The sequence below is a fragment of the Flavobacterium sp. P3_A6 genome, from assembly GCF_056403035.1.
This window is the reverse complement of the sequence record NZ_JBFUGG010000005.1, coordinates 103,143-117,200: the sequence shown is the minus strand read 5'-3', so window position 1 is coordinate 117,200 and position 14,058 is coordinate 103,143. Positions and strand designations below refer to the sequence as shown.

The 14,058-nt window shown below is 36.2% G+C and carries 10 protein-coding genes; 6 read left to right on the top strand and 4 right to left on the bottom strand.

Annotated elements, in window-relative coordinates; translation table 11 throughout:
* Positions 1-313: 313 nt before the first annotated feature.
* From AC1DVP_RS07000 to dtd, 6 genes are all read left to right on the top strand, one after another.
* Entirely contained in the window at positions 314-1,141 is an 828-nt protein-coding gene (locus tag AC1DVP_RS07000; RefSeq protein WP_477182785.1) for a prephenate dehydratase, read from the top strand.
* 75 nt (positions 1,142-1,216) lie between these two features.
* Entirely contained in the window at positions 1,217-2,362 is a 1,146-nt protein-coding gene (locus AC1DVP_RS06995) for a pyridoxal phosphate-dependent aminotransferase (RefSeq protein ID WP_477182784.1), read from the top strand.
* 262 nt (positions 2,363-2,624) lie between these two features.
* On the top strand, positions 2,625-3,482 hold the full coding sequence (locus AC1DVP_RS06990) for a prephenate dehydrogenase (protein WP_477182783.1): 858 nt from the start codon (positions 2,625-2,627) through the stop codon (positions 3,480-3,482).
* Between the two features lie 65 nt (positions 3,483-3,547).
* The gene (locus AC1DVP_RS06985) at positions 3,548-4,630 is read left to right on the top strand and encodes a chorismate mutase (protein WP_477182782.1); all 1,083 of its coding nucleotides are present in this window, start codon (positions 3,548-3,550) and stop codon (positions 4,628-4,630) included.
* A gap of 421 nt (positions 4,631-5,051) precedes the next feature.
* On the top strand, positions 5,052-6,029 hold the full coding sequence (gene rsgA, locus AC1DVP_RS06980) for a ribosome small subunit-dependent GTPase A (RefSeq protein WP_477182781.1): 978 nt from the start codon (positions 5,052-5,054) through the stop codon (positions 6,027-6,029).
* Positions 6,030-6,087: 58 nt separating this feature from the next.
* Complete coding sequence (dtd, locus tag AC1DVP_RS06975; protein ID WP_477182780.1) at positions 6,088-6,540, top strand: D-aminoacyl-tRNA deacylase; 453 nt, start codon at positions 6,088-6,090, stop codon at positions 6,538-6,540.
* 170 nt (positions 6,541-6,710) lie between these two features.
* Here dtd and AC1DVP_RS06970 read toward each other — a convergent pair whose 3' ends face one another.
* The 4 genes from AC1DVP_RS06970 to AC1DVP_RS06955 all read right to left on the bottom strand — a co-directional run bounded on the left by AC1DVP_RS06970 (position 6,711) and on the right by AC1DVP_RS06955 (position 14,056).
* Positions 6,711-8,516 carry a prolyl oligopeptidase family serine peptidase gene (locus AC1DVP_RS06970; RefSeq protein WP_477182779.1) on the bottom strand — a complete coding sequence of 602 codons (1,806 nt, stop codon included), beginning with the start codon at positions 8,514-8,516 and terminating at the stop codon, positions 6,711-6,713.
* Positions 8,506-11,508: a glycoside hydrolase family 2 protein gene (locus AC1DVP_RS06965; protein ID WP_477182778.1), complete on the bottom strand. Its 3,003-nt coding sequence runs from the start codon at positions 11,506-11,508 to the stop codon at positions 8,506-8,508. The genes AC1DVP_RS06970 and AC1DVP_RS06965 overlap by 11 nt, the downstream gene beginning before the upstream one ends.
* Before the next feature lie 18 nt (positions 11,509-11,526).
* A complete protein-coding gene (locus AC1DVP_RS06960; RefSeq protein ID WP_477182777.1) occupies positions 11,527-12,861 on the bottom strand; it encodes a right-handed parallel beta-helix repeat-containing protein in 1,335 nt (444 codons plus the stop codon).
* Positions 12,862-12,931: 70 nt separating this feature from the next.
* Complete coding sequence (locus AC1DVP_RS06955; protein WP_477182776.1) at positions 12,932-14,056, bottom strand: glycoside hydrolase family 88/105 protein; 1,125 nt, start codon at positions 14,054-14,056, stop codon at positions 12,932-12,934.
* Positions 14,057-14,058: the final 2 nt, after the last annotated feature.

Sequence of the window (14,058 nt, the reverse complement as noted above, 5' to 3'; positions counted from 1 at the left end):
TGAAATCAATAATTTTAATCACTCAAAAAGCTTTTTTTTTATGAAATAGTAATTTTAAAACTAGTTTAACAAAGAAATCTTTTTTTGTTATACAAAATATTATTTTTATTTTGGGCGAGCCAAAATATGTTATACATTTGCATCAAATAATTGAAACACAAACAATACAATGTCTAATAACCGTTTTTATTTTAGCAACTCTTTTTATTTCTTCTTTAGGAAGTAAGGGATTGTGCTATGGTTATTTGAAAAACAAGAAACAAATAAAACTAATATACAATCCTGATGAAAATCAGGATTTTTTTTTGACCCAATGAGAACGAAAATTGCAATACAAGGAATTAAAGGATCTTTCCACCATCAAGTGGCTCAAGACTATTTTTATCAAAATATAGAAGTAGATGAATGTTTGTCTTTTGAGGAATTGGTGGCTAGTTTACTGTCTGGAAAATCAGATCAGGCGGTAATGGCCATAGAGAATTCTATTGCCGGACCAATAATTCCAAATTATGCCTTAATTGATAAAAATAATCTGCACATCATTGGGGAGCATTATTTAAGCATTCATCAAAATTTAATGGCGCTGAAAGGCCAGAAAATAGAAGATATTCAGGAAGTGCATTCGCATCCTATGGCGTTGTTGCAATGTATGGAGTTCTTGAAAAAATACCCAAACATAAAACTGGTTGAGGACAAAGATACTGCCGAAACCGCCAGAAGAATACACGAAAAACAGCTAAAAGGAATTGCAGCAATTGCGAGTAAAACGGCTTCTGAAATGTATGATTTGGAAATTCTGGCTCCCGAAATTCAAACGATAAATAATAATATGACTCGTTTTGTGATTATTAACAGAGAGAATCATTTTGTGCCGGAAAGTGAAATAAACAGAGCTTCGATAAAATTTGAATTGGATCATAAGCGCGGCAGTCTGGCAGCAGTTTTGAACGTAATGAGTGACTGCAAACTGAATCTGACTAAAATTCAGTCGCTGCCAAAAATTGAAACGCCTTGGAAATATTCATTTTTTGTAGATGTTACTTTTGAAAAATACGAAGATTTTGCCAAAGCAAAATCACTATTGCAGATTATGGCTGAGTATTTTAAAGTATTGGGAGAATACAAAAACACCAAACCTTAATTAGTCAGAAAGTCAAAGGTCGAAAGTCAAAAAATAAAAAGAATAAAAACTCTGAAAAGAGAAATATAAAATAGCATGATTACAACAGCAAAACGTCTTGATATCATTGAAGAATACTACTTCTCATCCAAGTTGAGAGAAGTGAGACAATTAGCCTCAGAAGGAAAACCAATTATCAATATGGGAATTGGAAGTCCAGATTTAAAACCATCACAAGCGGTTATAGATGCCGTAGTTTTGGCAATGCAGGACGAAAACGCACATCAGTATCAAAGCTATCAGGGATTGCCGGAACTTAGAAAAGGAATGGCCGATTTTTATCAAAATAATTATGGAGTTGCCTTAGATCCAGCTGTTGAAATTTTACCATTAATTGGTTCCAAAGAAGGGATTATGCATATTTCTATGGCTTTCCTGAATGAAGGAGATCATGTTTTGATTCCAAATCCGGGTTATCCTACTTACACTTCGGTGACAAATCTTGTTGGTGCTGTGCCTGTCTATTATGATTTGAAAGAGGTTAATAATTGGGAACCTGATTTTGACTCTTTGGAAAAATTGGATTTGTCAAAAGTGAAAATCATGTGGCTGGGATATCCGCACATGCCGACAGGAGCAAGAGGAAGTCTGGAATTGTTTGCAAAATTGGTAGCATTTGCCAAAAAGCACAACATATTATTAATCAATGACAATCCGTACAGTTTTGTTTTGAATGATAAACCAATGAGTTTACTGCAGGTTGAAGGAGCCAAAGATGTTGCATTAGAGCTGAATTCTTTGAGTAAAACTTTTAACATGGCTGGCTGGAGAGTTGGGATGGTTTTAGGAAGTGCTACGCTTATAGATTCGGTTCTTAAAGTAAAAAGCAATATGGACAGCGGTATGTTTTACGGAATTCAAAAAGGAGCTGTTGAAGCTTTGAAAAGCGATAAATCTTGGTTTGATTCTATGAATGCTGTTTACAAAAAGCGTCGTGTTCTTACTGAGCAATTGGCAGAGAAACTAGGCTGTAAAGTTTATGCAGAGGGAGTTGGTCTTTTTGTTTGGGCAAAATTGCCTGACGGAATCACATCTGCGGAGGATTTTATTGATAAGATATTATATGAGAAATCTATTTTTATCACTCCGGGAACTATTTTCGGAAGTAATGGAGAAGGATATATTCGATTTGCGCTTTGTGTGAAAGAGGAGAAAGTTCAGGAAGCGATTGATAGATTTTAGATTGCTTCGCCTGTTCGCCTTTCAGGCTCGGGTAACGATTTTTGATTTTGCCACAGTTTGTCATTCCGACGAAGGAGGAATCACATAATGTGAGTCACTAGTGAGATTCCTCCTTCGTCGGAATGACAAAACTAAACTTAGAAAACTAAAGTTCTTGAAAAACGGAATGTCCTAGCCCTGATAGAAGCGGCATCCTTTTATGGCGGGGTTCGCCATAAAAGATACAGCGGATAGCAGGATTAGCTTCAAATAAATTTAAAATATGAATGTACACGTAATAGGAATAGGATTGATTGGAGGTTCGTTGGTGCTAGACATTAAAGGGCTGTATCCTGAAGCGACTATTCACGGTATTGATACTAACGAGAAGCACGTTCATGAGGCAATTGCTTTGGGAGTGATTGATAAGGAATCTAGTTTTGAGGATTTGGCAACTGCAGATTTTGTGATTGTTTCGGTGCCTGTAGATGTAGCGATGACGGTTTTGCCAAAAGTGCTGGATGCTGTTGGAGAACAAACTATTGTTTTTGATGTTGGTTCGACCAAAGTGCCAATCTGTGAAACAGTAGCCAGTCATTCGAGAAGAAGAAATTTTATTGCAGCGCATCCTATTGCAGGAACAGAATTTTCCGGACCTTCGGCAGCGATAAAAGGCTTGTTTCGAGGTAAGACAAATATTATTTGCGAAGTTGAAAAAACGGCATTTAAATTGCAGGAAAAAGCATTGGAGCTGTTTAAAGAACTGGGAATGAGAATTCGCTACATGGATCCAAAGTCGCATGATAAACATATTGCTTACGTGTCGCATTTATCCCATATCAGTTCGTTTATGCTTGGAAAAACAGTGATAAATAAAGAAAAGGACGAGCAGGATATTTTTGATATGGCAGGTTCTGGTTTTGAAAGCACCGTTCGTTTGGCCAAAAGTTCTCCGGCAATGTGGACGCCGATTTTTAAACAAAACAAAAAACAGGTTGTCAAAACATTAGAAGAATATATAGCCAATTTATCTAATTTTAAAGAACTTTTGGTGAATGATGATTATGAGGCGATTTATAATGAAATGCAGAGCGTAAATAAAATTAAAGAGATATTAAACGGAATGAATGCTAAGAAATAGCGCATTGCGTAGGGGCAAAAAAAGAAAACTAAAATAATTAAATTAAAAGAATAAAACTAGAAAAGATGGAAAACAAGAAAGAAATGAGAGATTGGTTGAACGAGTTCAAATTGTCTCATCCATTCGTAATTGCAGGACCTTGTAGTGCTGAAACTGAAGAGCAAGTGTTGAAAATTGCTCATGAATTAAAAGACTCAGACGTTAGTGTTTTTAGAGCAGGAATCTGGAAACCAAGAACTCGTCCAGGAGGATTTGAAGGTGTTGGAGAGATTGGATTAAAATGGCTTAAAAAAGCTAAAGCTGAAACAGGTTTGCTTATGGGAACTGAGGTAGCTACTGCAGCGCACTGTAAATTAGCTTTGGAAAATGATATTGATGTTTTATGGGTTGGTGCCCGTACAACTGCAAATCCTTTTGCAGTTCAAGAAATTGCTGATACATTGGCAGGAACTGACAAAATTGTATTGATTAAAAACCCAGTAAATCCAGATATGGCTTTATGGTTAGGTGGAGTAGAGCGTTTGTATGCTGCTGGAATCAAAAAATTGGGAGTTATTCACAGAGGTTTTTCTACCTACGAAAAAACTAAATACAGAAACATTCCAGAATGGCAGATTGCTATCGAACTGCAAAATAAATTCCCTGATTTACCATTAATTATCGATCCTTCGCATATTACAGGAAACCGTGATATGATTCTTGAAGTAACTCAAGAAGCTTTGGATTTAAATTATGACGGTATGATCATCGAAACTCATAATGATCCGGATAATGCTTGGTCTGATGCAGCGCAGCAAGTAACTCCTGATGCTTTGAAACAAATTTTCAAAGATTTGAAGGTAAGAAAAGTGAGTGGTGACACCGTTGATTTTGAGCAAAAAATGACAAAATTAAGAGCTAATATTGATGTATTAGATGCTAATTTATTAGACCTGCTAGGAAAACGTATGAAAGTAGCTGACGAAATTGGTCAAGTGAAAAAAGACAATAACGTAGCTGTTTTGCAAAACAACCGTTGGAACGAAATTCAAGCGAAAATGATTGCTGAAGGCGGTAAAAAAGGATTGACAGAAGAATTTATCGTTAAATTGTTCAAAGAAATTCACCAAGAAAGTATTGGTCACCAAGAAAAAATCTTGAATTCATAAAAATGATTTAAGATTGAGGATTTCAGATTAAAGATTTTTGATTTCTGGATTCCTATAATTTTAGATTTTTAACAAAAATCCCAAGGCTTAAGGTTTTGGGATTTTTTGTTTATTTTAATGTCATATAAAATCATAAATCTAAAATAGCAGGGCATTCGCTTTTAAAATTTTCTACCACAAATTACACAGATTATCACAAATTTAATAACTGAACAGAATAAATTTTGCCTATTTTTAGAGTTAGTGTAATTAAAACAGATCGTAATTCGTGTAAATTTGTGAAATTCGTGTTTAACTTTTTTTTAAAAAGCGAATGCCCTGATAAAATGGTTAATCTTCAATCATAAATCAATTATCTTTGCAGCGAATTATATTTTAAATCATAAATCTAAAATCGTTAATCTTCAATCAAAAATCCTCTATGACAGGACTCGTTTATAAATCTACAGGAAGCTGGTACACCGTAAAATCCGAACAAGGAGATTTTATAGAATGCCGTATGAAAGGGAAATTCCGAATCAAAGGAATTAAAAGCACCAATCCAATTGCTGTGGGCGATATCGTCGATTATGAACTTGAAGAAACTTCAGACGCGATTACCGGAACGATTCATAATATCCATGAAAGAAAAAATTACATCGTTCGAAAAGCGGTGAATCTGTCACATCAAATGCATATTATTGCGTCCAATATAGACAGAGTATTTTTGTTGGTAACAGTAAACAATCCGCCAACTACTTTCAATTTTATTGACCGTTTTTTGGTAACTGCCGAAGCCTACGGTATTGAAGCTATTTTGGTATTCAATAAAATAGATACTTTTGATGATGCTACGCTTGATGAACAATTGTATATGCAGCATGTGTATCAAGAAATTGGATATCAATGTTTGAGAGTTTCGGCTGCCGAGATGAAAGGAGTTGATGCATTGCAGGAATTAATGAAGGGCAAAGTGAGTATGTTTTCGGGACATTCGGGTGTGGGAAAATCTACTTTGGTAAATGCCTTGGAACCTTCTTTACATCTTAAAACCAAAACAATATCCGAAGCCAGCAAGCAAGGTCAGCACACAACTACTTTTGCCGAGATGTATGATTTGTCTTTTGGAGCCAGAATTATAGACACTCCCGGAATCAAGGGTTTCGGAATGGTCGATATGGATCCCGCAGAGATTAGCGGGTATTTTCCAGAATTTTTCAAATTAAAAGACCAATGCAAGTTCAACAACTGCCTGCATAAAGAAGAACCGCATTGCGCCATAAAAGCAGCTTTAGAAAAAGATGAGATCGCTTGGTCTCGTTACAACAGTTACCTCAAAATTTTAGAAGGAGACGATGAACATTACCGTACCGATTCTTATGATGAAGATCGAAAAGCAAGTGATGAAACTAGGAAATAGCCATTTAAATCTCAAAAATCAATAGCAATCTCAATGTTGAAATTTATTTTAGAATAAAATGAAGTCTGTAATCCAAAGAGTTTCCTCAGCCTCAGTAACCATCGATTCTAAAATTGTAGCCGATATCCAGAAAGGATTATTGATTCTAGTGGGAATTGAAGATGCAGATACGCAGGAAGATACCAATTGGCTTTGCCAAAAAATCACTAATCTTCGCATTTTTGGTGATGAGAACGACGTAATGAATCTTTCGGTAAAAGACATTGATGGTGAAATAATTGTGGTCTCACAATTTACGCTTCATGCTTCCACCAAGAAAGGAAACCGTCCGTCATATTTAAAAGCTTCAAAGCCAGAAGCTGCTATTCCGATGTATGAAAATTTCGTAAAACAAATCGAAAAAGAATTGGGCAAGAAAGTCCAAACCGGAATTTTTGGTGCCGATATGAAAGTGTCATTGCTCAATGACGGGCCAGTTACTATCGTAATGGACAGTAAAAATAGGGAGTAAAAGAAAATGTAAAACAATTTAGTATTGTTTTAATTTTTAACCATTAAGGCATTAAGGAAATTAAGGTTTAAAGGATTTCTTAATTAATCTTAATTTTTTAATGGTTTGATAAAAATTTATGTTCACAACATATTCTGAAGAACTCAATAAATAATTCTCCAATAAATTAATTACTCTTTTTTCAGATTAGCAATAATTTCTGGACTAACCTTAATTACAGTTCCGTGGCGTGTTCCCTGAGGGAATGAGATTTTATCTGAAATATCCTCCCAGCCAGTTTCTGTTTGTTTTATAGCTCCGTATTTTTTTTGGGTGTATTTGTCAAAATAAACAACCCAATTGTTATCAATTTTTATTGCGGTTGGTCCTTCAGCCCAGTAATTGCCAGTAATTGGAGCGCTTGCTTTTGTATATGGCCCTGTCAAATTATCGCTGTATGCTACTTTAAGATTTTTTTGAACAGGCACTTTTGTTTCATCTTTTAAAAACATCACATAACCTTTGTCTTGTTTCAAAATAGTAGCATCAATCACATTAAATCCTGGCTCGTAAAGCAGTTTTGTTTTGCTGAATTTTTTAAAATCTTTTGTTGTTGTATAATAGATTCTGTGGTTGTACCCTTTTTCTTCTTCCGATTTAGTTTCCAGAAATTTACCATCAATAGTAGAAGCCCAATAAATCATATAGGTTTTTGACTTTTCGTCGAAAGTGATTTCGGGAGCCCAAGTATTTCTTGTTTTTTCTTCATGAGCCATTACAGGTAAAAATTCCTGTTTTGACCAATGAATTAAATCTTTGGAGGAAGCATATCCAATTCCTTTATCAGTCCAGCTCACTGTCCATACCATGTAAAATAATCCGTCGCCGCCTTTAATAATGCATGGATCTCTCATTAATTTATCTTTTCCAACCTCGGGAGTTAAGAAGGAAGTGTCATTTTTCAAAGACTGCCATTCGTAGCCATCAGTACTGCAGGCAAAATGCAGTCCGTCTTCTCCATTTCCTTTAAAATAAGAAAATAAATAGGTTGGTTTATCCTCTAAGATTTTATTCGCTGTCAGCCATTTTTTGCAAGTGGCCGGCCAATCCGTATGTGTTCCTTTTGTACCCAAACCAAAACCATGACCTCCATTTTGATACAAATGCATCTCAGCAGCGACTTTGTTTTTCTTCAATGCCAAATAATAATTAATGCTGTTTTCTACGGGAACAGCATGGTCATCTGTTGCGTGTACTAAAAATGTTGGGGGCGTGTTTTCGTTTACTTCCTTTTCATTGGAATATTTAGCAATCAGCTCGGCAGAAGCTGTTTTACCTAAAAGACTTTCCTTGGAACCATTATGAGTGATTCCTTCTTCCATAGAAATTACGGGATAGATTAACATCGAAAAGTCAGGGCGTGCGCTGATATCTTCTTTGCTGTCATATATTTTATCTAAATAATGAGTGGATGCAGTTGAAGCCAAATGACCTCCTGCCGAAAATCCCATGATTCCAATTTTAGCAGGATCCAGATTCCATTTCACGGCATTTCGGCGTAAGGTGCGTATTGCTTCTTGAGCATCTTGAAGCGGGCCAACGGTTTTATCTGTCATAATAGCATCCGAAGGTAAACGGTATTTAAGCACAAAAGCCGAAACTCCAATAGAATTGAACCATTTAGCAATATTGATTCCTTCTTTGTCGATGGACAAAACAGAATATCCGCCACCAGGACAAATGATTACTGCAGCATTTTTTCCGGAATTATTTTCGACCAAAAAAGGCATTAAAGTAGGTTCTGTAACTTTCCTGATTCCTGTTCGAATGCCTTGAGCATCTAGTCGAGGTTCTTCTTTATAAGCATCATTTTTAATTGCTCCCGGGATTTGATTCCATAGCGGAAATGCTGCACTTTCTTGTGAAAAGCCGTTAATGGATAATCCTAAAAAAAGTATTGATCCAAAAAGTATCATTTGGTTAATTCTATTCATCATTCTTTTTATAAAATTCTATTTCTACAATACGCAGCTGCCCTTTGGTTTTCGTAGCTTCTTTATCTTTAAATAAATCCAATTCTTTGTTTGGGTCTACTTCAACAATAGTTTCGAAACCATCTTTTTCAGAATTAGATCCTGTCAGCTCAATTGTTATTTCTTTTGCCAATACAGGTTTTAACGGAATGGTGATATAACCCAAACTCTGTTCTGTATTGCCGCGATAGACTTCTTTTCCATCAGCTAATATACGAATTGGATAGCTTTTACTGCGCCAGCCTGTAAATTTAACTACAGTTTCATTTACTATTGCTGGTTCAGCTAAAGTATAGGTGATTTTCCCAGTACTAATTTTTCCGTCATTAGCCCATTCTGTCAATTCATTGTCATCATAGCTTTTATTCACATCATTGGCATTCGCTCCTGCTGTTGCGTTACTAATAAAAACCGGAGTTCTTTTTATAGTATACGAAGGTGTTTTCGGTGTCGCTCCTCTGTCCAAATAAGAAGGCATTTTATCGCTAGGCAATTGTTCTGTAAGTCCATCTTTTGTTAAGAACGGTTTTGATTTTAAAACTGCTTTAGCCGACTGCAGTCCTTTAAATTTTGCAGAGACAGTAATTTCCCCAGCATTCAAAGTAGAACGAATCATAATTCGGTTTACGCCATTTTCTACAGGTAAATTTTTAGATAAAATATAATTATCTGGTCCTTGAGCAATTCCGCCTAACCAATCAGCATTTCCATCTAAAGAAAATTCGATTAAACTGTTATCCAGAACACAGCGATTCCCTTTTTTATCCACCACTTCGACATCTACCAAAGCAACATCGGCACCGTTAGCCAATAATCCCTGAGTACTGATATGAGAAGTTAATCGAATAGCAAAAGGTGTTCCCGAAGTCGTTTTCTGATCTTCACTCAGCACTTTATTATTGGTATCATAACTTACTGCCTTCAGTGAACCAGTTTCCCAATGAATATTTTCGAAAGTAAATAAAAATTGAGTGCTCTGCTTTCCAAAACCTTTGGATTTGCCATTAACGAAAAGCTCCACTTTGGCTCCTGAAGAAACCACATAAATGTTTTTAGTAACTTCATTTGTATAATTCCAGTGTCCGATAATATGGGTTCTGTATTTTTCAATGTCGACCCAGCCGTCCCACATTACCTGATGTGCATAGAAACCGTCTTTTGGAATTCTCATCGCATCCACTTCGCCGCTTCTTCTGTAATTTTCAGCACCTCGAAAATGGGTATTGCTATCCGAAAAAATAATATTAACACCACCAGAATTTACTCTTTTTCCAGTTCCTGGGCGTTCACGATAATAGTCAAACCAGCGCGCCACATCTTCGATGGCATGCGCATCTTGATTGTGGTTATACGAACTTGCATCTGTTACTTTTGATCCATTCACATTGGAATGATTTGTTCCTCCGGTTCCTTCTTTATGGAAAGGAGGGGAGAACTCGTCCCAATATTTCCTCAAGCCTTCGTCTCTGGAATATTCGGTTGCCCAAAGAGGTTTGTCGGCGCTTTTATTAATATACAGCATTTCTCCGCCGTACTCTGCTTCTTTGCTGTCCAACATTTCACGGGAACCAATAGCTCTTCCTCCGAATGGATCATAAGTATCGCGCAAACTTTTCATCTCGCGCATGTGTTCTTCGCTGATTACTTCGTTTCCTGATTCATAAAATAAGATGCTCGGATTATTTCGATTATAAATTATCGCATCGCGCATTAAATTAGCACGTTGTGTCCATTGCGCTCCTTTTGAATCTTTTTCGGCATCACCAGCAGGCATGGCTTGTATTAAACCTACTCTGTCACAAGATTCTACATCTTGTTTCCAAGGCGTGACGTGCATCCATCGCACTAAATTACCATTACTTTCTACAATCATTCGATTACTGAAATCACTCAGCCATGCTGGCACAGACATTCCGATTGCTGGCCATTCGTTGCTGGTACGCTGCGCGTAGCCTTTCATTTGAAGCACACGTTCATTCAATACCACTTCACCATTTGCAAAAGCAGTTTTTCTAAAACCAGTTTTGGTAGTTACTGCATCAATCTCTTTACCATCAATTTTAAGAATGGTTTTTACGGTATACAAATACCCGTAACCCCAGCTCCAGAAATGCAGATTCTCCAATTCATTGGAAGCCTTAATGATTTTGGTTTCACCCGAATTTAATACTGTATTCAAACCCGAAAAGTCAGCTATTTTTTTACCGTCAATATCAAAAACCTGTACCTCATAAGAGAAGGTTTTAGTTGTAGGAAATTCGTTTTTAACTTCGGTTTCTGCGGTTACCAAAGCTGTTTTTTTAGGGATATTTATATTAGTGGCATAAACATAAGTTCCAATTGTTTTTAGAGTAGAATACAAAGGAAGCGTTTGGTATAATTTATCCGTTAGATGGAGGTAAACGTTTTTTGGGATTCCGCCATAATTGGCATTAAAATTATTGTTATTCCACTGAAAAGTAGATCCTGTTTCCTGTTCTTTGTACTTCCAGTCATTATCAATACGAAGAGCAATAGTGTTTTCGGCAGGGTATGGTTTTACCAATGCTGAAATGTCAAAGCTAAAAGCCATTACTCCATTTTCATGAAGTCCGACTTTTTGCCCATTGACATAAATAGTGCCGCCTTGACGAATGCCTTCGAATTCGATAAATGCTTTTTTATCATTTGCGCTTTCTGGCAGTTTGAATTTTTTTCGATACCAAACAATTCCAGTAGTAAGCTGTGTAATGTCTTTTTTAAAGGCTTCATTTTCGTTAAAAGCATACGGAAGCGTTACGGAAGTCCAATCCGAAGTTTTATAATCAATGGCTTCTGCTCCGCTGAGGTCTTCGGTTTTAAATTTCCAATCTGAATTAAAATTGTATTTTTTTCTGCTGAATTCTTGCGAATGAGCAGAAAAGCAGAAAATTAATGATAATGAAACACAAAAAAATCGTTTTAAACTATTTACCATATTTAATGTTTTTATTGTTTATTTTTTTTCAAAACAACCTAAATCCGGGGCTTTTCCATTAAATGGAAATCCAATATCAGTTCCGGCATTTATGAGTTTACTGGAAGTAGCCAACTTTAAAAAATCGTTATTAGGAAGACTTCCATCAGCTTGCCTTGGTGCGGTAAGCAAAGCTTCATCAAGACTTAAGAAATCCGAAGCCGTAACTGAATTATCCGCTAAATCAAAATAATTATTTTTCAACACGCAGCGTGACTTATCAATGTTTCCTAATTCCTTTACTTTAGCGGCAAAGCCTAAGTTGTTTGCCATTTCGTGATTCCAGCCTAGGCCATCAGTTCCAAAATCGGTTGGGTTTAATGCCACACAGTTAAGCATATCATAGTTTACTCTGTTTTTGTAGGCAGTATTGTTGTGCCAATAATTCCCCTCCAAATGATGATTGGCATAAAAGCCGTTTTGTTTATTTCCTACAGCCAGACAAAAGCGGATTGTATTTTTAGGGATTGGAGCGTAATTTGCAATAACGTTGTCATAAGGATTTTTACCTTTGCCATATCCGCCGGATTTAAATCCGTTTCCATCGGCACGGCTTACAAAATCAGAAGAATAGCCATTGTAAAAAGCCCAGCAGTTTTCTATTAAAACAGGTTCAGCATTATTGATCAAATCGAAACCATCATCGCTGTTGAACCAAGCGCGGCAGCCTCTAAAAACATTATTGATACTTCCTTTTTTAAGATGAGCGCCAAAACCATCTGTATTTCCGCCTTTTCCGCCTTCGGAAACCGAGTCCCAGTTATTGTAAGCATCACAATTTAATATCAGGTTGTTTGAACCTGATAGCATATAAACTCCGATTGCCATATTTTCGTGCATCTTTATTTGTTCCAATGTATTATTGTTACCTCTAATTTCGAAACATTCTGATTGGGTATGCGTTTGAATAGTTACCTGAATGCCTATTGCTTCAATGCCTTTTATATGAATATTATTGCCGATTACTAAAAAAGCAATTATTCGGCAGTCTCCAGGTTTAATGTTTTTATAATCAAATACTGGGATTTCATTTTTATAGGCTAAATAAGAAATATCGTTTTTATCCAAGGTCGTGACATACGCCCAAACGCCTTTTTTTTCGGCAATTTGTTCTTCTCTCATCGTATAAAGTCCGCCTCTTATATAAACAGTGTCACCAGAACTGGCTAATTCCTGTGCTCTTTGAATAGTCTCGAGGGGTTTTGTTATGCTGCCATCATTAGTGTCATTTCCTTGAGGGGAGACATAAAATTCTTTAGCCGATAAAAGAAAGCTTTTTAATAAAATCAGGATGAGTAAAATTTTATATTTCATATGATGCGGATTACTATTCATTAAAAAGGGAAGCCACTAAACTTCCCTTTTTACTATTAAATCATTAGTATTACTTCATTTTATAAATTTCAGACCCTGCTAGCAAGAAACAGCCTAATCCATAATCTTCAAAATCAGGAATTTTATCATAGTTTAATGGCTGGCCGTCTTTTGGTTCTTTTCCAGTTGATTGCAAAAATCCTAAGAATCCGTCTTTATGCAGACTCTCTGTTGTCAATGCAGTCCAAGCTTTTTCGATAACTGGCAAATAGTTTTTTTTATCTAAAATGCCACTGTTGATTCCGTAAGTAATACCATAAACGAACAAAGCAGTCCCAGAAGCTTCTTTTTCTCCAAAATTAGTTGGATCATGTAAACTCACATTCCAGAATCCGTCTGTTCTTTGAATTGGCACTAAAGCTTTTGCCATGGCTTGTAAATCTTTTACATATTGATCTCTATGCGGAGCATTCTTTGGGATTATTGTAAGCACTTTTGCAAGAGCAGCAATTACCCAACCGTTGCCACGGCTCCAGTAACAATCTTCTCCGTTTGGTTCTTTGTAGGGAGCATCAAAATCTGCATCTCTCCACCATAATCCGTCTTTTGGATTAAACAATCCATGATCGCCATGATTATTTCTGGAGAACATGTACATTTCATACATTTTCTCGAAATAGCGATTGTCTTTTTCCAGAACACCCATTTTGGCAAAAACAGGCATACCCATTTGTATTGCATCAATCCATGACCAGTCATTATTTTGAGGCGTATTGAGCAGCATTGAAATATTTGCTCTAGTATTTTTTAATTTTTTTGCATCTGGTTCTAATTTATACAAATCGATATAGGTTTGGGCAGCGCAATAATTATCAGCATTTCTAGTCGTGTTTCCGCCATTAAAACCCCATTTATGAAATTCTGACCAATCGTAAGCATAGTTATAATAAATGTCTTTTGGGTAGATTTCATGCAAAGCCATCAATCCTTCATAATACACGCCGCGAGTCCAGATATTGCTTGGACGTTCTTTGTTGGTAATAATAGTTTTGCCAGTATCTGGCCATTTGTCCATAAAATATTTATTAGCCAATTCCATTTGAGACAATACTGTTTTTTTGTCAAATGTCGGTTGTGCATGTGAAGTAGTGGTATAGGCTAAAATTGCCGTGATAAATAAAACTATTTTTTTCATTT